This window comes from Heminiphilus faecis (assembly GCF_008728965.1).
Lineage (GTDB): Bacteria > Bacteroidota > Bacteroidia > Bacteroidales > Muribaculaceae > Muribaculum > Muribaculum faecis.
Genome location: NZ_VSMC01000032.1, coordinates 1 through 22,312, shown reverse-complemented (window position 1 = coordinate 22,312; position 22,312 = coordinate 1). Strand labels below are relative to the sequence as shown.

Sequence of the window (22,312 nt, the reverse complement as noted above, 5' to 3'; positions counted from 1 at the left end):
ATTGATGACAATCCTGAACGTGTCATATCCCTAATGACTCTGAATCTTTGTATTGCTGAAAAGTACGGAGTCGTTTCCGTTTACAACTTCCACTGCCACAAATTCCGGATAAATGTATCTACGGGAAAGATGTTCATTGAGTACGCTATCCATAACAACCATATCAAAGCCAATATATTTATCCATGATAGTATGGAATTGTTTGCTCATCGCATCAATCATCTGATTGGAGTAAGGGGTCTCTTCCGCTAACAAGGCTTTTTCTTCTACGACTGTCCCATCGGCTTCTGTTCGTACGGAGATAAGTTGTCCGTTCTTATCCCTATAAGTTGACGCCTCTGCTTTTCTCGGAGCCTTGGAATTTACAGAATCTGCGTCTTCCTGCATGGTAAAATTTGAAGCGAGAGCTTGCGCTCTGCCAGCACGAACCATGAGGTCATCAATGTCAGCATCCGTCATGGCCGCCATTACTTCCCGTTCAACGTTTTTTCTTATGGATTCATACAGTTGGACAAGGTAAAATACATTGCAGCCAAAAATCACCGCAATGACAGATATGAATATTATGGAGTTGATTCTAAACTTTTTCATACGCAAATTTACTAATAATCTTCTGTTATGCATATCAGTACATTGCAGATTTAAGACTAAATAAGGAAGACTTAAGACTAAATAAGGTTGGACATAATGATTGGTGGCAGGTTTAGTGGTAACTTTGCGGCGATAGTTTAATCTTGGAGCCGCGAGCACTTCGTGGTTGTGCCATAACAATAATATAACGGTTATGAAGAGAAATTATATTATATTTATTGCTATGATAGCTGTCAATTCCATGATGGCACAGAGTGAAATGCCTGACAGTATTGAAGGTCGGGAACTTAATGAGGTAGTTGTCAAAGGCGAAAAACCACAAATCAAGGGGAAGGACGGCATTATGGTCGTTGACCTGCCGAACATCGTAAAGGACAAGCCCGTTTCCAATATCCTGGAGGCCCTCGGTTATCTCCCCGGTGTAGTTGACAACAACGGCATGATTGGTCTTGCCGGGGCTTCTGATGTAACAATCATCCTCAACGGCGAACTGACAAACATGCCGATGCAGAACCTATATCAACTACTTTATACAACACCCATTGACCGATTGAAAACAGTGGAGGTAATGTACACCGCCCCTGCAAAATATCATGTCAACGGTGCTGTGATAAACGTGGTGCTTAAAACGCCGACGCCACTTGACGGCCTGCAAGGACAAGTCCGCGCCGGATATAATCAGGGGCATTATGGCTCTTACGGCGGAGGTCTTGCCGCCACATACGCTGTCAATGACTGGACTTTTGACCTCAATTATGGGCTATCTCGTTCTAAAAGCTGGAATCACGAGGTGACATACTCCAATCATCTGATTGAGGGTCAGCGGTCAATGATTGAAGATAACATGCGTCGGATCTCTGAGAGTTGGAGCAACACCATCTATGCTGCGGCTACATATAAGGGATTGCGACTAACTTACAACGGGCAGATTACTTCGTCGGCTAAAGGTCGGAGTCTTTCAGACGGCACACTTGGCAGTTTCACCAACAACTACATCTATGACGAACCTATAAACTATCATAATATAGCAATGCGTTATTCAGCACCTTTCGGTCTGACGGTAGGAGGTGACTATACATATTATGGAGAGAAACGTAACCAATCGCTTTTTCAAAAAAGTGCTTACCTGCTTGGAGAATTGAATAAGCAAGACATCAACCGCTGGCACATATATCTTGACCAACAGCATCAGCTTGGCAAATGGCAACTCAGTTATGGCGTTGAATATCAGAGAGCCGATGACAGTAGTTCACAAAAGATTGGTGATTCTGAGGGATTCTCAGGCACGACATCAGAGGATTTGGCCGATGCCTACATAGGGGTTCAGCGCTCTTTCGATTGGGGATTGTCGTTCATCGTGTCGGCAAAGGGCGAGTATTATCACAACAACTATCAGCACAACTGGAATTTCATTCCACAACTCGGCGCCACCTATTACAAGACGCCGAAAAGCATTTTCCAACTGAACCTCTCTACCATACGCGTTTATCCCTCATATTGGGAACTGCGCAACGGCACATCTCACATCAACCCGTATGCAAAAGTCTTAGGAAATCCGTCATTGCAGCCCTATCTCAACTATGCCGGACAGTTCAGCTACATCTTCAAGCAGAAATATGTTGCCACTCTTTATGTTCAGTATGCCGACAAAGCCACAGTGCAACTTCCTTACCAGTCGCCGGACGAGTTAAGTCTAATCTACCAAACTATCAACACGAACTACAAGCGCACGGTTGGCCTTAACCTCAACGTGCCGTTCAATGTAGGCTACATCTGGAATGCGACTGCCACGGCCAACGTATTCAACCAGAGAGAAAAGGCTGACCATTTCCATGACATCAGTTTTGACAACAAGAAGTGGATATTCTATGGTGCGCTGAACAACTCATTCAAGTTCAGCCAGAATAGCCCCTTGTCTCTATCAGTGGACTTCACTTATATCTCTCCGTCAATTCAGGGACTTGCCGACCTGTCCGCACTGTGGAAAGTTGACGCTGGTGTGAAATGGCAATTCGGCAAGAAGCGTTGCTGCGAAATTGACCTGCAAGCCAACGATATATTCAACCGCTGGTCGCCGACAATGACAATCAGACATGCAGGACAGGATTACCGAATGAAAGTTCGTGATATGACCCGCAATCTCAAACTTACATTCATATGGCGCTTCAACGGCTTCAAACCAAAGAACGAATCCGGCATCGACACCTCGCGGTTCGGTACAGGTAAATAATCGCGCATCATGAAAAAATCCAAATACATATTCATAAGTTTGTGTATAAGCGCCATACTCCTATGTATGCTTAATTCATGTGGACTTGAAAAGAGAGTTATTGTCACAACGAGAGGACATGAAGCGACATATCCAAATGGGCATCAAACTCCGAGATATGATTTATTGCAGGATTATGATGGTTCTCCAAGAGACACTGTACTAAACTACAGAATAAGATAAAGCTGTGTTTATAACAAAGCATCCAGTTTCTGGCATAAGGTTAGAAACTGGATGCTAAAACTAATTGCAAAAAAATTACATGTGCATTCCGCCTGTCATAGTGTTTGGATTCTGACCTCGTTTGATGGCTCTGAATCGGCGCAGGGCTTCCTGTACGGGTAAATCCATGTGCGCGGCTCGATATTCGGGCCATGTTATGCCTCCGCCGCTTGAAAAGCCTTGTTCTTCCTGCGGTGAAGATTGTTGTGGCGATTGTACTGTTATTTGTTGCAATCTGTCGGCATGATTGGAGTAGTTGCATTTTGAGGTAGCCTCGCCTCGGATATTGGCACGTATCTGTTCGGAGTTTTTGAATGCCCTTACAAGACTGTCGTAGGTATATCTCTTATCTATTTTTGAAGATGGGAAACGTTTGCCATCTTTGATATAGAATGTACCTGTTATCTTTGATGGATCAGAAGGAGAATAGCGATGCTCAACAGAAATACCCTTGCGCTTTAACTCTGCAACATATTCATTCCAGTTTGTAACGTAAGCGTTAGCAAATGCGGCATTACAGAGATTGAACACTTCATAACGCATCTTCTCTCTGCCTCGGAGTTTCTCTACATTCGTGTTCCGCTTATCGGTTGCCATGTGCAGCCCGTACTTCTTATTAAGAGCCTTACATACTCTCTCGTTACGTTTGAAATTGGTGGTCTGCGAGAGAATCTTTCCGTTGTTGTTGACGCGGCTGAACACAAGGTGGCAATGCGGATGCGCCTTATCGTAGTGACGGACGACGATGAAAGGCGTGTTGACCAATCCCATCTGCTTCATGTATTCAATGGCTATATCGGCCATTCGCTCATCGGTCATAGTCGGGGCATCATCAGGGTGAAAGTCGAGCGAGATATGACCCACCGGACTCTCGATAGGTTTCCTTGTTCTTGTTGGTCGGGCGATGTCGTCAGCCATCGCCTTGCGGCCTTCATAGACTCTGACATCGTCAGACATCCCGATAAGTTTCCAATCCTTTGACAGATGATCGAGAATGTCCTCCCCCTTGTTGGCCTCATACTTTCGCTCATCGGTCTTATACTTCTGAGCGGCTTCCGCGCTCAGTTTCTCTTCAAGTGTCCGGCGCGTCACATAGTTAACGCAGTTGCCGAAACTCTTGCCGTTAATGATGTATGCAATCATAAAAATTAAGGGCTTAATCGTTATTGAATTTTCCAAAGAGGCATCGGAACTTGCCGAGGTAAAACTCAGCCTCTGCTGCCATCGCTTCGAGTCCGTGGATATGGCAGAGCCTTACGAACTGGTTGAAGTTGTTGCTGAAGCCGGATAGAGCACGGGCTATCCGCAGTTCTTCCTCAGTCAGCCGTGGAACAATCTTCGGATTGAGCGACACGGCACGTATATATTCGCTCACGCAGGAGAGTCCGCTGCGATGAAAGTTCTCCATCAGCACGGCATCCTGTTCCTTGTTGAATTTGGTGGGTCTGATTATTGACTGCTTTTCATTTTCGGGAAGAGCCGGGCGACCGTTGCGGTTGCCGTTCTTCAGATTTGACTTGGTGGTTGTCTTGGGCTTCATAGGGCGTATGGGATTGAAGGGTGGATAATTGGAGGGGGTAAATCACGGTTGGTACACTGGTGTACCGTTGCACCGGGTGCAATGGTGGGGTGCGAGGTCAGAGCGTTGACGCGACCGTTTTCGGTGTCACCGAAAACTAACCTCGCTAACCCCCTCCATTTACATTCCGGGGTGCAGTACCGCATGGACTGCTGTCTTCTCATTTAGATGCTTGTTTTCTGATTCGCAAACATTCTGTTGAACAAGTCACGGTGTTCGTCAATCCATGCCTCGATGACATGGATAGCGATATGCGAAGGTGACACTTTCCCTCCGGGGACAAGTCCGGCTATCTTCCGAAGTGCCTCCCTTATCCTCTCTGGAAAGAACAGCGGTTTCTTCTCAGCGATGTCTATAGGCGAGATAAACTGAGCAGCCAACAAGTCAAAATCAGATTCCAACATTTTGGCGCTTCGCCGCGTCTTCTTCGATTGTTCCACGGCTTCGGATAGAGGCTCTGAATCCAATTCAGATGATGGATTTGATACCGGCTTCTCTTGAGATGTTCTGAGGGCGTTTTCTTCGGAGGATTCCTCGATGACAGTCGGCAGAATACTTTCCGTTGACTCAGAAGATGGCATCGGGAGTTCCTCTTTGACTTTCTCCGGTTCTGTTATCTGCTCTTCATCGTTCGGTTCAATTATTCTACTGGTGTACCATTGTTCTTGGTTTACTGTTGTGGAAGTAGCCTCTGTCTCCAAAGACAGTCCATTTTCAAAGTTGACTGTATCTTCATATTCAGAATGAATAGCCTTGCCCGAAAGAGAAAATCCCGGTGTGTTGGGATTGGGGGTGATGTCAAGACTTCTCTGGTATTCGGCCTCAATAACCGCCTCCTTTTCCTTGATGAACGCCTTCTTATCGAAAGCCATGGGCACCCATGACATTACAAAGTACTCGAAATACATACCCTCTTTGGGCGGATTATTTGGATCCATTGGACCCTCAACGGCATCCTGCGGCTTATAGTTCCAATACTTATCTTTGGCTTCCTTGCGCAGTCGTCGTTTCAGAACACCAATATTGGCATTTGATGTTTTGCTATCAGCTGTGGTGCTGTTAGCAAGTGAAGAATTATTTTCATTTTTCATTGTTCAGATTATTTGAAGTTGACAATGGTGTTTCGGTTGTCGGGTCATACCGTTCAACCGACACTAATTCGAGTTGCAGGTCATCTATGAATTTCTGCAACATCGGATACTTTCTAATCATACTTTGCAGCACTGCTTGGTCAGGCTCTATTTGCAGTAGGTAGTCGGCAATGTCATATCCGGCTGACTTGTCAGTATCGTCTGCGACATCATCCATGAATTTGAATATGGTGGCCTCGATACCGAGCGACTTCATCAATGGCAGTTTCTGCCGCCACTGCCCGGTTGCCCCCAAATCGGGATAGAGGATAACCTGCCGTCCACGGAGAACCCGGAGAGCCTCGGCATTGAGGCAACCGTTCTTGCCGCCTGTGGCGAGCCATAGATATTCGGGCAGATACCAGCTCGCTATCAGTGCTGTCTTCTCGCTCTCGACCAGAGCAACAGGCTTGCCTCGGTTCATCGGCAACAGATGTTCACCGAAAAAACACTGACGGAGATTATAGTCCGGCAACTTCATCAGCGAGTGCGCCCACGACACATGGTTGAATGGATCCTTGACACGCTTTCCGCTCTCGGCATCGTAGAGCATCACTTTCCCGGTGCGGACACGCCCGTTTATGTCGGTCTGCCAGAACACACAAGCCCCCGGCCAGTGCTTCGATGTGCCGATGCAATACTCTCTCATCATCCGCTCCGCGTCATCGGGTCCGAACTTCGATTTGAGGAACAGAAAGAGATTGTTGCGGTCGTATCCGTGCAGAGTCTGAGCAACAGTGTCTGCCGCGATGAAAGAGGTTGGCTTTGGCGACTCGGTCGGCGTGGGTCTGCTGGCTGACGGAGCTGACCAATCGGAGTGCTGAGGCTTATCCTGCGGATTGCGCTCAAAATATTCCTTTGGCGTGAGGTGGTAGCCACAACTCTGCTCATGGTCACATCTGCCGACATCATCCGGGAATGTGATTTGTTTCTCGGTGTCGATGTATCGTGAGAAGCACCGTTTCTTGTGACAGGTGGGGCAAGTATGACGGCTTCCGACGCCACGATAAGGTTGGAGAATAAATCGGTGTTCACTCATAGTTCCATCAAGATTTTGGTTGCATTATCTGCATTATTTGCATTTTGATGGGGCAAAATGCGGAAAGTGCAGAAAATGCAGGTGGATAATCATAATTTCGCATAGACTCCGTGACGTACCTTTTGGAAATGGATGCCGGTGAACCGCTTGACAAAATCCTTGAAAGTCCGCTCTGCCATCGAATTGGCTATTGCAATCTCAACGCCCTGCTCGGTTGTGAACTCCTCCGGCAATGCGGCTATGACAGCCCGTTGCAGTTCTGACAGCGACAAATCCTGGATTATGCCCTGCACCCTTGTTGCGGTAGCCTTGAAATAATCCACAAGACTGATAGCATTCTCCACCGAAATAAGGTCTATTTCAGTTTTGTCAGCCTCACCACAAGCCCATCGCGCCATCTGGATTATCAGACAGAAGCGTATGGCGTGGAAATCGAATTTACTGAACACACCTTTCAGCGCGTCATTCTCCTCGCGGTTGCAGTCCTCGGTGTTCTCCCGTTGCCATTGATAGAGCCGTGTTTTTGCTTCCGGCGAGAAGCCGAGAATTGTAGGGATAACCTTGCCGTCCTCATCAGTTTTGTATGGCATATCCACAAGTCTGCCGATAATTTCAGCCCATGAAGCCTCGATGTCGAATGACGGTTCTTTGTCACTCCACGCCTGCTTATCCTGATTATTGGCGATGACGAATAGAAGTCGGTCAATGAAGCCGTTTGAACTGCGGCTGCCTTGTGCGAGTTCGTTGAGGATACCGTTCTGGATCGTGCCGACAACCGATACGAACGGTCTGCCGATATAGACGGAGTCTTTCGCGCCCTTGCGGTCGGAGAATATCGGGTTGGCGTTGTAGAGCTTCAACCAATATTCCTCGTCAGAGCCTTTGTTGTAGCGATTGAAGTTCTTGAACCATCCGGCAAGTTCATCATTCCACATGCAGATGCCACGCAGATTATGGGAATGAATAAGCATCATTGCCTCCGGCGTTGCGTCTGAAATCAGGAACCGTTTGTTAACCGGTAATATAGGATGCGCAACAGTCCTTTCTTTCATCGGCAACTCGCATTGGCGGTTGTACTCGGCAAGTTCTTTCTGAAAGACACTGTTGTTTACGCCGTCAATATCGGAGAAAGGACGGATAGCGAAGTTCAGAGGATGCGACTTGCACGCTCCGGGTCTGCCGACAAGAGCCATGAACAGAATGGCACTCTCGTCCCATTTTCCTTTCAGCCGGGCGAAATGGGTGTTACCGACGCCAAGACCGAGAGCCACGAGCATAGCTCCGGCAAGATAATCCACCGGATAACCATAGCAATCGTTAGCCTCGCGTACAATGCGCTGAATCTTCATTGGCATGGCACCGAGAGGAAAATCACCGCCTCGCATACTGACGCTCATATCCACAGCCTTGCCGAGAATGAGCATCGGGTCGATGCCTTTGGAGTTAGATGTGTTCTTTTCCATACTTTTCCAGAATTGTGTTTACGGCAGATGTCTTGTAATAGACTTTGCCTCCAAGTAGAGTTGCTTCCAAATATTGGCTCTTGCGCCAGTTGCGGAGTGTGTTTGCACATACTCCAAGAATTCTCATTACCTCCTTGCGGGGAATGAGCGGATCCTTGTCTGCCGAAAGCATAGCCGGCAGAACCTCCTCCTTAAATTTTTCGATAGCACGTTCAGCAGTGTGCTCGACCACTTCAAGGAGGTGACCCAGAGGGAGCGTGATTGAAAGTCCGGTCAGCTCCTCCGGTGTGAACTTTGATAAATCAAGATTCATTGTTAAAATTCCTCGCGTCATCTGGATTAATCAATGGACACCGACAACATAAAATGCCCAAGGGTCGCATCGCTATGAATTGGCTTCTCTCTGTCAGCTTCTATTGCATGAGGTGACCGGTCTTTACCTCAGCAATGATTGCGGACTTTCGCCTCGTCGTTGCGATTTGACGGTGCAAAGAAAACACATGATTTATGTTTCTCCAAATTTATAACACTGATACACAGTGGTTTATATTCGCATTGATTCGTAACGAAGTAAAACGAAGAATTTTTCTTTTCAGCGACCCTCAAAATTGCGCAGAAGGCGGTACGGATATGAAAAACGGGAGCCATCCGACATCACTGTCAGATGGCTCCCGTCAATAATATTTTTATATGTCAGCAGGAGTATGCGTAATCCTGCACTCCCAATTTCTCAACAAGGTCATTGTAGGCGAACATGTATTCCGGTCTCTCAAATGTCATGCAAGGGACTTCCACTCCGCTTTTCTTTGTGATTGTGGTAGGCGTAAGAAGCATTTTCAAATTATCCTGTATGCCTCTATGCCCGGGGATGCGGATGTTGGGCTTTTTCTCATAACGCTGTTCAAGAGCCGCATGAAATTCGACAACGGAGGTATTGGTAAGGGAACGGCTCTTTTCAAGGACAAGATAAAGAAGAGCCAAATCCTTCCCGCTTTGTTTGATATGGATATGCTCATCAATCGACCCCAATAGATATTCATCACTGTTGGGCAACAGTTCTTTCAGGCTACGGCGTTTCTTTTCTTTGCCGGGAATGGGTTTCTTTTCTGAAGTGCTCTTCATTTCAACCTTTGTCTCTGTCGGTATTGATTTGAATTTGGCAACAACTCCAGCAGTAACAACCGGAGTGATCCCCATGTCTTCCATCTCAGACACGAACTTCACCCAATCCACCTCTTTACGAGCGCCAATAGTCAGGCTGCGGTTGATGATGGTTTTTATATTGAACGATGCGAGTCTGCGCAGAAGAAAATTTAGTTTACCATCCTGAATCAACTCCTCGCCATATTCAACCATACACTCGAAGCTGCGGCCGAAAAACAACCAGCTCAACATTGCCGGAACAATGCAATCAGGCATCTGAGCCCTGAAATGCAGGGCAAGTTGGTCTTTAAGTCCTCCATCGGTAAGAATCTTTTCCAGATCTTCAATGCCCTCCGAGCGGTCATTCTTCAGATAGAGCAGAAGTGCCTTCTCATATTTCGGCACAAGCATAATGGCAGTCTTGAAGACTTGGTCGAAACCGATACCTCTGCGGTCGTGCATAAGGTCGGTGAAGTTGCAATACTCCTCCTGATGATTCTCATACCAGTGCCGGAGGGCATCACGGGTAAGTTTGTTCTTTTCCTCTTTAGTCATATAGTGGGCTTGGGTGAGTGAATGAGCCAAAATAAGCATCGAAATTCAAAACACCTACCTCACATCTATTGTTCGTTGCCAATCAAATTCTGCCCATTTTTGAGGCAGCATCAATTATTTTCAGAATTTTTAAGGAAAATTTTTGTCCACACCGTGGTCAAAAATCAATTTGGTGGACAATCTGTGGACAATTATTATAAAATAAAATATCCAATCGCTTAATTTATAAGCGATTGGATATTTATTAAGGTGGTCCCACTAGGGCTTGAACCTAGGACTCCCTGATTATGAGTCAGGTGCTCTAACCAACTGAGCTATGGGACCGTCTTTGTGAGTGCAAAGTTAATGCTTATTTTTGGAGTAAACAATACTTTTGCGAAAAAATGCGAAATTTTTTTTGAAATATAATCGTTGGGCGGTTTTTTATGTTTCGTGAAACAGAATAGCATCGTCTGTTTTCAGTGACTTGTGGTTATAGTGAAATTTGTTATTGCGGCCTATTAGGTCTGCGGCAATTGAATATATGAAGAGGAGGGCCTGTTGTTTATGCCCATTTTGTGCCGCATTGATATATACGAAGTTATGAATAATTATATAGTATGCTGTTGTTCCGATATGAATAGGGAAGAAACTTCCTCTTTTTTGGATGTGACGACTGTATTGTATGCATGATATTGATTACGGTTAATATCCAATAGGGTAACCGATATTTATTTCTGCTAAAACAAAATAAAAACCGAGGACTCATTGAGTCCCCGGTTTTATTGTAGTTGAATGGGTATGTGGCTTACTTCACTTCCTCGAAGTCGACGTCGGTTACTTGGTCGTCGCCACCGGCGTGGGGTGCGCCTGCACCGGAGTTAGGTGCGCCTGCACCCGGTTGTGCACCGGCTTGAGCCTGCTGTTGAGCGTTGAGGATGTCTTGCTGAGCTTCGCCAAAGGCTTTCTGGATGTCGTTGATTGCCGGTTCGATGGCTGCTACGTCCTGAGCCTTGTGGGCATCTTCCAAGCGCTTAAGGGCGGCCTCGATGGTGGCTTTCTTATCGGCGGGTATAGCCGCGCCGAGTTCTTCAAGCTGTTTTTTAGTCTGGAAGATTACAGTGTCGGCTTGATTGAGTTTGTCGATACGCTGTTTTTCTGCCTCGTCGGCCGCTGCATTGGCGGCAGCTTCGTCCTTCATACGCTTGATTTCGGCGTCGGTAAGGCCTGATGATGCTTCGATACGTATGCTCTGTTCTTTGCCTGTGGCTTTGTCTTTTGCCGAAACGTTAAGTATGCCGTTGGCGTCGATTTCAAATGTAACTTCAATCTGAGGTATGCCGCGTGGCGCGGGTGCTATGCCGTCCAAATGGAATTTGCCGAGGGTCTTGTCGTCTTTGGCAAGAGGACGCTCGCCCTGAAGAACATGGATTTCAACCGAAGGCTGATTGTCGGCTGCGGTTGAGAATACTTCGCTCTTGCGGGTAGGTATTGTGGTGTTGGCCTCGATAAGTTTGGTCATAACGCCGCCGAGAGTCTCGATGCCGACTGACAGAGGCACTACGTCGAGCAGAAGCACGTCCTTTACATCGCCTGAAAGCACACCGCCCTGAATGGCTGCTCCTACAGCTACAACTTCGTCGGGATTAACGCCCTTTGACGGAGCTTTGCCGAAGAATTTCTTCACGATTTCCTGTATGGCGGGTATACGTGTCGAACCGCCTACGAGGATGACCTCGTCGATGTCAGAGGCGGAGAGGCCTGCATCCTTAAGAGCCTGTTCGCAGGGCTTTATGGTAGCCTGAATAAGTTTGTCGGCGAGCTGCTCAAACTTTGCACGGGTAAGAGTTTTTACCAAGTGGCGGGGCACACCGTCAACCGGCATGATGTAAGGCAGGTTGATCTCTGTCGTTGTCGAGCTTGAAAGTTCGATCTTGGCCTTTTCGGCAGCTTCCTTAAGGCGCTGCAGTGCCATGGCATCCTTGCGCAGATCAACGTTGTATTCCTGCTGGAAGTCATCGGCAAGCCAGTCTATGATCACATGGTCGAAGTCATCGCCTCCGAGGTGGGTGTCGCCATTGGTTGACTTAACCTCAAATACTCCGTCGCCAAGTTCGAGGATGGAGATATCAAATGTACCGCCACCGAGGTCAAACACGGCTATCTTCTGGTCCTTATTGCTCTTGTCAAGGCCATAGGCAAGTGCGGCTGCGGTGGGCTCGTTGACAATACGGCGCACTTTAAGGCCTGCGATTTCGCCGGCTTCTTTAGTGGCCTGACGCTGTGAGTCGTTAAAGTAGGCCGGAACGGTTATGACGGCTTCGTCAACCGATTGTCCGAGATAATCTTCGGCAGTCTTTTTCATCTTCTGAAGAATCATGGCCGAAATCTCCTGAGGCGTATATTCGCGGCCGTCGACGAGCACGCGCACTGTGCCGTTGTCGGCTTTGCCTACCTCATACGGTACTCTCTTGACCTCATCAGCTATTTCATCATATTTCTCACCCATGAAACGCTTGATCGAGTAGATGGTGCCTTCAGGGTTGGTTATTGCCTGACGTTTAGCGGGGTCTCCGACTTTACGCTCGCCACCGGCTATGAATGCTACGATAGACGGTGTTGTATTGCGGCCTTCGCTGTTAGGTATAACGACAGGGTCGTTGCCTTCAAGTACGGAAACGCATGAGTTGGTTGTTCCCAAGTCAATACCGATAATTTTTCCCATAATGTTTAAGTTTTTATTTTTTGGTTATGTTGATTCGTCAATATTTATATGTGTCTTCATATCCCGAGGGGGACTTCGACGCTCATAGAAAAAACAAATCATATGCCAAAAAGGTTGAACGCAACGTTAAATATGTAATTTGCACTGTTTTAGCCGTTTTGGGGCTACTGACACACGGGCTGACACTTTTTCACTTTTCTGACAAAAATTCATTTACCATACATTAATTATTATATAAATGTCATTAGGTAGTTCAACAATAATTGCTAAATTTGCAGCGTCGATTAATGTGAATCGGTCTATGCTCATGTGGCGAGGGCGATTTTAACCGTAGAAACAACAATATTTTCAACCATAATTAAAAAATTAATACAATGAACATTTCTCACATTGAACACGTGGGTATAGCCGTTCCTTCGTTGGACGAGGCAATACCTTTTTACGAGAAAATCTTAGGCCTTAAATGCTTTGCCATCGAGGAGGTGGCCGACCAGAAAGTACGTACTGCATTTTTTAAGGTAGGCCAGACCAAGATTGAACTTCTTGAAGGTACGTCGGATGACAGCGCAATATCCAAATTCATAGCCAACAACGGAGGCCGCGGAGGCATACAGCATATAGCTTTCGCTATGGAAGACGGTGTGGCCAATGCTCTTGCCGAAGCTGAAGAAAAGGGCTGCCGCCTTATCGACAAGGCTCCGCGTAAAGGCGCTGAAGGCCTTAACATAGCCTTCCTTCATCCCAAGTCGACTTGTGGCGCGCTGATAGAGCTTTGCGAGGATCCAAACAAATAATAACCAACTCCCTTGTTTATTAACAAAACAATAAGACATGAGCACTCAGCTTGAAAAAGTACAAGAGCTTATCGCCCTGCGCGAGGAAGCTCGTTTAGGAGGTGGCGAAAAGGCCATACAGAAACAACATGATAAAGGCAAATATACAGCCCGCGAGCGCATAGCCCAGCTTCTCGACGAGGGCTCTTTTGAAGAGCTCGACATGTTTGTGCGTCATCGTTGCACAAACTTCGGACAGGAGAAGAAGAGCTATCTCGGCGACGGTGTGGTGACCGGCTACGGTACAATCGAGGGCCGTCTGGTATACGTATTTGCCCAAGACTTTACCGTATTCGGCGGTTCTTTGTCCGAGACAATGGCTCTCAAGATATGCAAGGTCATGGATATGGCCATGAAGATGGGCGCACCCGTTATAGGTCTTAATGACTCGGGCGGCGCACGTATTCAGGAAGGTATCAACGCTCTTGCCGGCTATGCCGAAATATTCCAGCGCAACATCATGGCATCGGGTGTCATACCTCAGATATCGGGTATACTCGGTCCCTGCGCCGGCGGTGCCGTATATTCTCCCGCTCTTACCGACTTCACTATCATGACCAAGGGCATATCATATATGTTCCTTACCGGTCCTAAGGTAGTAAAGACCGTGACCGGCGAAGATGTGACTCAGGAAGCCCTCGGTGGCGCTCAGGTACACGCCTGCAAGAGCGGTGTGGCCCACTTTGCCGCTGAAGATGGCGAAGAGGCCCTGAAGATAATACGTAAGTTGTTCAGCTATATACCTCAGAACAATCTTGAGGAGCCGCCGCTGGTAGAGTGCACCGACCCCATCGACCGTCTCGAAGACTCGCTCAATGACATCATCCCCGACAGCGCCACCAAGCCTTACGACATGTATGAGGTTATCGGCGCCATAGTCGATAACGGAGAATTCCTCGAAATACAGCGCGACTACGCTAAGAATATCATTGTCGGTTTTGCCCGCATGAACGGCCAGTCGGTGGGTATTGTGGCCAATCAGCCCAAATATCTTGCCGGTGTGCTTGACAGCAACGCTTCGCGGAAAGGTGCCCGCTTCGTGCGCTTCTGCGATGCGTTCAACATACCTTTGGTGACGCTTGTCGACGTTCCGGGCTTCCTTCCCGGTACCGGTCAGGAGTACAACGGTGTTATTCTGCATGGAGCCAAGCTGCTTTACGCTTACGGTGAAGCCACTGTGCCTAAAGTTACAGTCACACTCCGCAAGAGCTATGGCGGAAGCCACATTGTGATGAGCTGCAAGCAACTCCGCGGCGACATGAACTACGCATGGCCTACTGCCGAAATCGCTGTAATGGGTGGCGCCGGTGCTGTCGAGGTTCTCTACGCCCGCGAGGCTAAGGCAGCTGAAGATCCTGCAAAAGTACTTGCCGAGAAGGAGGCTGAATACAACAAGCTGTTCTGCAATCCTTACAATGCAGCCAAGTATGGCTACATCGATGACGTCATCGAACCGCGCAATACCCGCTTCCGCGTAATACGCGCCCTGCAGCAGCTTGCTACCAAGAAAGTCACCAATCCGGCTAAAAAGCACGGAAACATACCTCTATAACAAAACGCCTCTATGCATTTTCCAATGAAAAAGAGATTTTTAATCATACTCATCGCCGCCGTTGCATGCTGCATGACCGTTGACGCCCAAGGACGACGCGGACTGCGCATCAACGAAGTTATGGTACAGAACGACAGCAACTATGTCGACGACTACGGCCTTCATCAGGCATGGATAGAGCTGTACAACTCGACTTACGCGCCCATGGAGATATCGAGCGTGTTCCTGTCAAACGATCCGGCACAGCCCAAGAAATATCCTGTGCCCCTCGGTGATGTAAATACCGAGATACCTCCCCGGCAGCATGTCGTGTTCTGGGCCGACGGCGAACCCAACAAAGGTACATTTCACCTGAGTTTCAAGCTTACTCCGGGTCAGGACAACTGGATCGGTATATATGATGCCAACGGCATTACTCTTATCGATTCGATCACAGTGCCGGCGTCGTTGCTTCCCAATACTACCTACGCCCGTAAACTCGACGGCGAAGGCTCGGGCATTGAAGCTTGGGAAGTGCGTGACGGCTCTGACGCAGCCTACATAACCCCCAGCAGCAACAACAAGATCATCGACACCAACTCTAAGGTGGAAATGTTTGCCGAGACCGACGGTCGCGGCTTCGGACTGTCGATGATGGCCATGTGCATAGTATTCTCGGCATTGCTGTTGCTCAGCCTGTCGTTCTATGCCATAAGCCGCATAGGTGCGAGGGTGTCACGTACCAACAAAGCCCGTTCTCAGGGTATCGAGGCCAAGTCCTTGCCCAAGGAAGAGCGTCCGACCCACGACTCCGGCGAGGAGATAGCAGCTATCGTCATGGCTCTGCACAATCACCTGAATGCCCATGACAAAGAGAGCACTATCCTTACTATCAATAAGGTGAGGAAGAGCTATTCGCCGTGGAACTCAAAGATTTATGGCTTGCGCGAACTTCCGCGACGTTAATCCAAACAAAATTTTTTCCAACAAGAAAAGCAAATTATCATTCACATGAAAGAATATAAATATAAAATAAACGGAAACACCTATAATGTTGCCATCGGCGACATTGTGGACAACGTTACCGAAGTTCTTGTAAACGGTACTCCTTATAAGGTCGAGCTTGAGAAAAAGCAGAATTCGGTTACCGTAGTCAACACTCCGCGTCCCTCGGCCGCTCCCCGTACGGCTTCGGGTGAAAAGGTCGTGGCCAAAGCCGCCGTATCTTCCGGAGCATATGAAGTGAAGGCTCCTCTGCCCGGTACCATACTGTCAGTCAACTGTAAAGTCGGCGACACGGTTAAGGCAGCCGATACAGTGGTCGTGCTTGAAGCCATGAAGATGGAAAACGCCATTCATGCAGGTCGCGACGGCAAGGTGTCATCGATCAACATAGCAGCTGGCGATGCAGTGCTTGAAGGTGCTGTGCTTATAACCCTTGCATAAAGGTCCGGCAGGTATTTTAACTTTAAATAAAGCATCAGACAATATGACTTTCCACGAATTTATGGCGACCAATTTCCAGCAGTTCTGGGAGCTTACGGGCTTTGCCAACGCTACTTGGCAACATCTGGTCATGCTCGCCGTCGGCCTCTTCTTCCTATGGCTTGCCATCAAGAAGAATTTCGAGCCGATGTTGCTTGTGCCGATAGGCTTCGGTATACTTATAGGCAACATCCCTTTCAACGGAACCGCAGGTCTTGAAATTGGTATCTACGAAGAGGGCTCAGTGCTTAATATCCTTTATAATGGAGTGAGTGCCGGCTGGTATCCACCTCTTATATTTCTCGGTATCGGTGCCATGACCGACTTCTCGGCCCTTATCGCCAATCCTAAGCTAATGCTTGTCGGCGCGGCTGCTCAGTTCGGTATATTCGGCGCCTATATGGTGGCGCTTGCGCTTGGCTTCGCTCCCGATCAGGCCGGAGCTGTCGCTATCATCGGTGGTGCCGACGGTCCTACAGCCATCTTCCTGTCGTCAAAGCTTGCACCTAATCTTATGGGTGCCATAGCAGTGTCGGCATACTCTTACATGGCTCTTGTGCCGCTTATACAGCCGCCGATCATGCGACTTCTCACAACCAAGCACGAGCGTGTCATCAAGATGAAGCCTGCGCGTGCCGTGTCGCAGAACGAGAAGATTATATTCCCCATCGTAGGCCTTATCCTTACTTGCTTTGTGGTGCCTTCGGGTATACCTCTGTTGGGTATGTTGTTCTTCGGTAACTTGCTGCGCGAGTGTGGCGTGACCAACCGTCTTGCCAAGACCGCAAGCAATGCGCTGACCGATATCGTGACCATACTTCTCGGTATGACAGTGGGCGCTTCGACTCAGGCTTCGGAGTTCCTTACCCTTGACACGATATTTATTTTCGCGCTCGGTTTCATGGCCTTTATCATTGCATCGGCTTCAGGTGTTATCTTTGTGAAGATATTCAACCTGTTTCTGCCTGCAGGCAAGAAGCTCAACCCGCTTATCGGAAATGCCGGTGTGTCGGCTGTGCCCATGTCAGCCCGTATATCAAATAACCTCGGTCTTGAATACGATCCGAGCAACTACTTGCTCATGCACGCCATGGGTCCCAATGTTGCCGGTGTGATCGGTTCGGCTGTAGCTGCCGGTGTCCTTCTCGGATTCCTTGCATAATCAGTAATGACCATATGATTATAAGTGCGGCATCGTGATGATTCACTGTTGCCGCACTTTTTTATTAAGCGACGCCATTCCAAACTGTTTTTACTTAAAAAATCCTAAACTATAATTGCCGTAAATGTGTTAATACGACACAGGCAAGTGCGGAAAACCAATCTACGCCCGAAATTTATCTGAAATAATTGCAGCAAATATGATAACGAAAAAGGTAATCGACGCCTTATATAAGAAATATCGCAAGCGGCCTGCGGGAATAGAGTTGCTTGATGTGGGATTGTTGTTTGAATATGCATCAGAACATCATGATATTGTTATTGATGAAGAGGGCAACTTGGTTATCAACAGCATCGACTCCGCATCGCCGTTTCATAAATTGGCTTTGAACCGTATACACGGCATTACTCAGTTTGATGAGGTCGTGGTCATAGTGCTCCACAGTTCTATTGTGTTTCTGAATAAAAAGGACAGTGGCATAAACGTGCATATTAAGTTTGACGAGCCTTCTATCTGGGAGAAAATCCGCTGGAAAGTCACTGGCAAATGACATGTGCCGCCTGCAAAATATGAAAAACCCATGATCGGCTTATGCCGAATGCCTTGAAGTACTGCTTGTCCTATTTACTGTCATAGTCCAAATTGTATGGGCGAATCATATATGACGTACAGAAATGAATAGATTGAATTGTACAGGACAATGCATTTGATATTAAAGTTTGTGCCATCATTGTGATTGAATAATGTCGTTTTTATCCTGATTTTTATCCAGAGGATATGTCAATGCGTTAATAACGTATTTATTGTCATGAAAAACATATAGAGATTTCCATTTTACGCGGTTATTGATTAACTTTGACGTGGTTTAAGATATTCAAAAGCTATGTGAAGGCAGATTATATTTGCTTTTGCACTCTGCTTATTCGTATATTTGATGTAGTCCTGGGCTAATATTTTGACTACAAGGTTATTCTTGAGAATTCGCGTGAGGATGGGCAATGGATAAGAAATTGGTAGTGTGTTTGGTTACGCTATATTTCTCACGCTTTCAAATAACTCTTTTACTTTGATGCAAAGTTAGCATTTATTTTTGGATTACGCCTCATTCCGGAGCGTAATTCTCTTTTATATTGTCTTTTCTGCGTCGCGGAAGCGACTATGCTTCAATAAGAAAAATACGAAATAAGGATACCATCATATAGAGGCGGAGTTTCCATAACCACAGGCAAAGGTAGTCCGTGTTCTTATCAGCCGTGCAAGGTCAGGCCCTTCGGGTTTCGTGGAAAAATCTTCCGCGCCCCGAGGGGCTTGCGGTATTTTTCCCGAAAATCTTGCACGGCTGGAACACGACCTTTTAAGCCTGTAGTTATGGGAATTCCGGCCCCATAAGCCGGAATAACAAAAAATTAAGATGGTATGTCAGAAGTAACAAAGAACAAGTACACCCTTGAAACCCTCCTGCCGTTGAATGTGTCATACGACAGGGATCATATCCTCAGGCAGCAGGATGTGGATATGGTGAACAGGCTCGTGGAAGTCATCGAAGGCTCACGCTCAAGCCTCACGCCTAAGATCGGAGACAGGATGCGTCATGTTGACCGGGAAGGAGATTTCTACGGACACGCGCTGCTCGAAAATCTAAGGGCTGACGGAATGTCGGTATGCCTTGCACCATACGTGCCGTTTGTAGGTATCGGTGATCCTGATATATGGCTCAGTGTAAGCGGAGGGCCGTTCACAAGCATCAATCCCGCCGAAATGAAGTTCATCGGCTGGGAGGACGGGGTATTCAGCGCATGGGGACATTGCGGACCGTGCGCCAACGGAAGCGTGAGATTCATGGCGAAGATTGCCAAATGGGAATACTCTGATCCGGAACCGCTATATGGGGATTTTACCACCGAGACATGGCGCAAACTCTATGTCCGCATCAATGATAATCCTGAGTCCCGCTACCGGTATGTCGCCGACGGAACAGCCTTCCGTGACGATGCCGACTTTGACAAGTTCAAGAAGAACTATGAAGCGACAGTATTCAATCATTCAGATTCCATGCTGGTTGTATGGTGCTTCCGGGATAAGACCGAGTTCCTACAGGAAGATGAATGGAACAGACTGGATTTGCCAATGCAGAATCGGATGTACAACGGGTGTCTTGTTAAAGTCAAAATCAAGAAAGACATGGAGCGTCATATCACCACATTCTACCGCATAGAACTACCACCGATAACTTACTAAAACCATACAATATGCAGACATCAACAACAACACATGCAGGCGGCAATACCGACCTGCTTTCCGGTATTCTCGGAGTGGAAATCCGGAACGAGGAGAAGATAACGGCTCAGGACAGGCTCTTTTGCGAAAAGCAGCAGGAAATGCTGTACAATGCGCTCGAACAGATAGACCAATGGTACGGAATCTTCACAAAAGAAGCTGAGAAATACCGTGAAAGCCACAAGATAAGCTACAAGGAAAACGGCGAAATATCCTACACTGAAAAACTATATCCGGATGACAGCAACTATTCACATCACGAATTCAGACCGTTCAAATCCATCAATATGCTCGCATCCGCAAATCACAGTGCGAATCAAAACTTTGCAAGCAGGATAATCGGATATTTCAACCGCACATACAATGTGTCGGTACCGGTTCCAGAAATAAACGGGAACACTCTTAAAATGGGGTTCCGTCCCCAATACATGACTCATGTGGATACGGTCATAGAACATCTCGGAGGGCGCAGTTTCCGCAAGACAGCCGAAGATGAACTCATCAAACGTTTCCTCCAGCTTGTGAAGCCAAACCGTTGGAGCAAAGTTAAACCTGAATTGAAGGGAGACAAAATATCTTTTCCCAATATCGTGATATTCGACTCATTCTATCATGATTTTTACAACAAAAACTCTATGGATTATAGCAGCCATCAGAAAATGTCGGATTTCTGTGAAGGGATAGCCTTCGGTGCCGACGACGTGTTGTGTGGAGACCGTGAGATGGTTATGCGTTTGAATAGGAACGAAGTGGATACCTCAATATGGTATGACCTCACAACAACTAACGCCACGGGAATGAAGTTCTTCCGCAACGGGCGAATAGATGTACGGTTCAAGGACAGAGAAGCGGCAAGCCTGTGTTTCAACCGTCTCCGCCTTGACGAACTGCGGTTGCAGGAGGAATAGACAATCATAACAGAGAATAGACAGCAGGAAGCACGGATATCGGCAACGGTGTCCGTGCTTCCCCATTTATAACCATATCCCAAGACGATCATGTACGCCATCATACCCCAACAGATTCCCCCGAACCAGCGGGAGGAGATAAACGAGAAGATACTCTTCTGCATAGATTCCGGCAAGGACACCATACCGGCGGAGAGCATCTACAACTGCTATACCGGCATAGGAGGGCTGCATAACCTGCGACGTGGTGATTACAACAGTTACAACGAATATGCCGAGGCAAAGCGGGAGTTCGAGATGGGCCAGTTCTTCACGCCCCATGAGATATGCCGCGACATGGTGGATATGCTTTCACCCCAACCGTCGGAAATGATACTCGACATGTGCTGCGGCATGGGAAACTTCTTCAACTACCTGCCGAACCAGCGCAACGCGCACGGGTTCGACATAGACCCCAAGGCGGTTGCGGTGGCAAGACACCTCTACCCCGATGCGGACATAAAGCAATGCGACATACAGCAGTTCACACCGGAGAGCCGGTACGATGTGATAATCGGCAATCCACCTTTCAACCTCAAATTCGGTATCAAAGTATCGCAGATCTACTATATAGACAAGGCATACGATGCGTTGAATCCGGCCGGGATACTTATGCTGATTGTCCCCGCATCTTTCCTCCAAAGCGAGTTCTGGGAGAAATCGAAAGTCAGGGCCGTAAACGCGCAGTTCTCGTTCATAGGACAGACCCTGCTTGACACTGACGCCTTCGCATCGCTCGGTGTCCGCAATTTCGGCACAAAGATAATGGTGTTTCTGCGTCATTCCCGACACATTGACATGCAGCCTTACAACGCTGACGATTTTGTGAGCGCGGAAGAACTGAAACAGCGCATAACTGACGCACGGGCGATGAAAGCCAGACTCAAGCTGCCGCTCATGCAGGAGACCAATGCCGTATGCCGTGAGGAACTTGAAAGGTTCGAGTATCTGCTTGCCAAATACATGTACGAGCTGAAAGCCCACAAGCGATTGAACCGACACATAGACAAGGCATTGGAACTCGTCGCAAAATTCCGCAACCAGAAACTGCCGGAGAACTGTACTCAAGCCGAGCGTGACGAATGGGAACGAAAGAAACTTACTCCGAACAAGGTACTGTCAGTCATACGACGGTATATCCGTAACCAGGACACCATACGCCGAAAGGAAATAGCGCTCGTAAAGACATCCTACGGATTCAAGCTCAAGGCATACGCCCCAAAGATGCTTGAAAAAGATAAGCGTGCTATTGTAAGTGGAAAAGCCACTCTACTTTGACCCTTTTGGCCAAACAGAATTCACCCCTTTGGCCATAATATGATTGACCCTTTTGGCCCAAATAACATTAACCGCTTAACACAAGAGTTATTAGAGATTTTTTG

At 47.5% G+C, this 22,312-nt stretch carries 18 protein-coding genes, 1 tRNA gene and 1 pseudogene; 10 read left to right on the top strand and 10 right to left on the bottom strand.

Going from position 1 to position 22,312, the window contains the following annotated elements:
• Positions 1 to 30: 30 nt before the first annotated feature.
• Entirely contained in the window at positions 31 to 591 is a 561-nt protein-coding gene (locus FW767_RS11600; RefSeq protein ID WP_121700113.1) for a hypothetical protein, read from the bottom strand.
• A 193-nt stretch (positions 592 to 784) separates the two neighbouring features.
• Here FW767_RS11600 and FW767_RS11595 point away from each other — a divergent pair, with 193 nt between their 5' ends.
• Positions 785 to 2,821, top strand: a complete 2,037-nt coding sequence (locus tag FW767_RS11595; protein ID WP_121700112.1) for an outer membrane beta-barrel family protein — start codon at positions 785 to 787, stop codon at positions 2,819 to 2,821.
• 297 nt (positions 2,822 to 3,118) lie between these two features.
• Here FW767_RS11595 and FW767_RS11590 read toward each other — a convergent pair whose 3' ends face one another.
• The 9 genes from FW767_RS11590 to dnaK form a co-directional block, all read right to left on the bottom strand.
• The gene (locus tag FW767_RS11590) at positions 3,119 to 4,225 is read right to left on the bottom strand and encodes a relaxase/mobilization nuclease domain-containing protein (RefSeq protein WP_121700111.1); all 1,107 of its coding nucleotides are present in this window, start codon (positions 4,223 to 4,225) and stop codon (positions 3,119 to 3,121) included.
• Positions 4,226 to 4,238: 13 nt separating this feature from the next.
• Positions 4,239 to 4,622, bottom strand: coding sequence for a plasmid mobilization protein (locus FW767_RS11585; RefSeq protein ID WP_121700110.1), 384 nt, complete (start codon positions 4,620 to 4,622; stop codon positions 4,239 to 4,241).
• A gap of 203 nt (positions 4,623 to 4,825) precedes the next feature.
• Positions 4,826 to 5,752, bottom strand: a complete 927-nt coding sequence (locus FW767_RS11580; RefSeq protein WP_121700109.1) for a DUF3408 domain-containing protein — start codon at positions 5,750 to 5,752, stop codon at positions 4,826 to 4,828.
• A complete protein-coding gene (locus FW767_RS11575; protein WP_121700108.1) occupies positions 5,742 to 6,830 on the bottom strand; it encodes a DUF6371 domain-containing protein in 1,089 nt (362 codons plus the stop codon). Before FW767_RS11575 ends, FW767_RS11580 begins: the two co-directional genes overlap by 11 nt.
• Before the next feature lie 89 nt (positions 6,831 to 6,919).
• Positions 6,920 to 8,293 carry a DUF3987 domain-containing protein gene (locus FW767_RS11570; RefSeq protein ID WP_121700107.1) on the bottom strand — a complete coding sequence of 458 codons (1,374 nt, stop codon included), beginning with the start codon at positions 8,291 to 8,293 and terminating at the stop codon, positions 6,920 to 6,922.
• The gene (locus FW767_RS11565) at positions 8,274 to 8,606 is read right to left on the bottom strand and encodes a helix-turn-helix domain-containing protein (RefSeq protein ID WP_205523905.1); all 333 of its coding nucleotides are present in this window, start codon (positions 8,604 to 8,606) and stop codon (positions 8,274 to 8,276) included. Before FW767_RS11565 ends, FW767_RS11570 begins: the two co-directional genes overlap by 20 nt.
• A gap of 380 nt (positions 8,607 to 8,986) precedes the next feature.
• Positions 8,987 to 9,991, bottom strand: coding sequence for a DUF6043 family protein (locus FW767_RS11560; protein WP_147438809.1), 1,005 nt, complete (start codon positions 9,989 to 9,991; stop codon positions 8,987 to 8,989).
• Positions 9,992 to 10,241: 250 nt separating this feature from the next.
• Positions 10,242 to 10,315 (bottom strand) — tRNA-Ile (locus tag FW767_RS11555).
• 463 nt (positions 10,316 to 10,778) lie between these two features.
• On the bottom strand, positions 10,779 to 12,695 hold the full coding sequence (gene dnaK, locus FW767_RS11550; RefSeq protein ID WP_121700104.1) for a molecular chaperone DnaK: 1,917 nt from the start codon (positions 12,693 to 12,695) through the stop codon (positions 10,779 to 10,781).
• Positions 12,696 to 13,069: 374 nt separating this feature from the next.
• Here dnaK and mce point away from each other — a divergent pair, with 374 nt between their 5' ends.
• From mce to FW767_RS11500, 9 genes and pseudogenes are all read left to right on the top strand, one after another.
• Positions 13,070 to 13,489, top strand: coding sequence for a methylmalonyl-CoA epimerase (gene mce, locus FW767_RS11545; protein ID WP_121700103.1), 420 nt, complete (start codon positions 13,070 to 13,072; stop codon positions 13,487 to 13,489).
• A gap of 37 nt (positions 13,490 to 13,526) precedes the next feature.
• Positions 13,527 to 15,080 carry an acyl-CoA carboxylase subunit beta gene (locus tag FW767_RS11540; RefSeq protein ID WP_121700102.1) on the top strand — a complete coding sequence of 518 codons (1,554 nt, stop codon included), beginning with the start codon at positions 13,527 to 13,529 and terminating at the stop codon, positions 15,078 to 15,080.
• Positions 15,081 to 15,104: 24 nt separating this feature from the next.
• Positions 15,105 to 16,025: an OadG family transporter subunit gene (locus FW767_RS11535; protein ID WP_121700101.1), complete on the top strand. Its 921-nt coding sequence runs from the start codon at positions 15,105 to 15,107 to the stop codon at positions 16,023 to 16,025.
• A gap of 45 nt (positions 16,026 to 16,070) precedes the next feature.
• Complete coding sequence (locus FW767_RS11530; protein WP_121700100.1) at positions 16,071 to 16,505, top strand: biotin/lipoyl-containing protein; 435 nt, start codon at positions 16,071 to 16,073, stop codon at positions 16,503 to 16,505.
• A 43-nt stretch (positions 16,506 to 16,548) separates the two neighbouring features.
• Complete coding sequence (locus FW767_RS11525; protein ID WP_121700099.1) at positions 16,549 to 17,706, top strand: sodium ion-translocating decarboxylase subunit beta; 1,158 nt, start codon at positions 16,549 to 16,551, stop codon at positions 17,704 to 17,706.
• 199 nt (positions 17,707 to 17,905) lie between these two features.
• Complete coding sequence (locus tag FW767_RS11520; RefSeq protein WP_121700098.1) at positions 17,906 to 18,256, top strand: hypothetical protein; 351 nt, start codon at positions 17,906 to 17,908, stop codon at positions 18,254 to 18,256.
• Between the two features lie 866 nt (positions 18,257 to 19,122).
• Entirely contained in the window at positions 19,123 to 19,944 is an 822-nt protein-coding gene (locus FW767_RS11510) for a DUF4121 family protein (protein WP_121700096.1), read from the top strand.
• An 11-nt stretch (positions 19,945 to 19,955) separates the two neighbouring features.
• The gene (locus FW767_RS11505; protein WP_121700095.1) at positions 19,956 to 20,891 is read left to right on the top strand and encodes a hypothetical protein; all 936 of its coding nucleotides are present in this window, start codon (positions 19,956 to 19,958) and stop codon (positions 20,889 to 20,891) included.
• Positions 20,892 to 20,981: 90 nt separating this feature from the next.
• Positions 20,982 to 22,166 (top strand): annotated as a pseudogene (locus FW767_RS11500) (HsdM family class I SAM-dependent methyltransferase); the annotation flags it as partial.
• Positions 22,167 to 22,312 lie beyond the last annotated feature (146 nt).

Coding starts and splice junctions, on each gene's coding strand:
- FW767_RS11600 (WP_121700113.1), bottom strand. CDS start 591: ATGAAAAAGTTTAGAATCAACTCCATAATATTCATATCTGTCATTGCG.
- FW767_RS11595 (WP_121700112.1), top strand. CDS start 785: ATGAAGAGAAATTATATTATATTTATTGCTATGATAGCTGTCAATTCC.
- FW767_RS11590 (WP_121700111.1), bottom strand. CDS start 4,225: ATGATTGCATACATCATTAACGGCAAGAGTTTCGGCAACTGCGTTAAC.
- FW767_RS11585 (WP_121700110.1), bottom strand. CDS start 4,622: ATGAAGCCCAAGACAACCACCAAGTCAAATCTGAAGAACGGCAACCGC.
- FW767_RS11580 (WP_121700109.1), bottom strand. CDS start 5,752: ATGAAAAATGAAAATAATTCTTCACTTGCTAACAGCACCACAGCTGAT.
- FW767_RS11575 (WP_121700108.1), bottom strand. CDS start 6,830: ATGAGTGAACACCGATTTATTCTCCAACCTTATCGTGGCGTCGGAAGC.
- FW767_RS11570 (WP_121700107.1), bottom strand. CDS start 8,293: ATGGAAAAGAACACATCTAACTCCAAAGGCATCGACCCGATGCTCATT.
- FW767_RS11565 (WP_205523905.1), bottom strand. CDS start 8,606: ATGAATCTTGATTTATCAAAGTTCACACCGGAGGAGCTGACCGGACTT.
- FW767_RS11560 (WP_147438809.1), bottom strand. CDS start 9,991: ATGACTAAAGAGGAAAAGAACAAACTTACCCGTGATGCCCTCCGGCAC.
- dnaK (WP_121700104.1), bottom strand. CDS start 12,695: ATGGGAAAAATTATCGGTATTGACTTGGGAACAACCAACTCATGCGTT.
- mce (WP_121700103.1), top strand. CDS start 13,070: ATGAACATTTCTCACATTGAACACGTGGGTATAGCCGTTCCTTCGTTG.
- FW767_RS11540 (WP_121700102.1), top strand. CDS start 13,527: ATGAGCACTCAGCTTGAAAAAGTACAAGAGCTTATCGCCCTGCGCGAG.
- FW767_RS11535 (WP_121700101.1), top strand. CDS start 15,105: ATGAAAAAGAGATTTTTAATCATACTCATCGCCGCCGTTGCATGCTGC.
- FW767_RS11530 (WP_121700100.1), top strand. CDS start 16,071: ATGAAAGAATATAAATATAAAATAAACGGAAACACCTATAATGTTGCC.
- FW767_RS11525 (WP_121700099.1), top strand. CDS start 16,549: ATGACTTTCCACGAATTTATGGCGACCAATTTCCAGCAGTTCTGGGAG.
- FW767_RS11520 (WP_121700098.1), top strand. CDS start 17,906: ATGATAACGAAAAAGGTAATCGACGCCTTATATAAGAAATATCGCAAG.
- FW767_RS11510 (WP_121700096.1), top strand. CDS start 19,123: ATGTCAGAAGTAACAAAGAACAAGTACACCCTTGAAACCCTCCTGCCG.
- FW767_RS11505 (WP_121700095.1), top strand. CDS start 19,956: ATGCAGACATCAACAACAACACATGCAGGCGGCAATACCGACCTGCTT.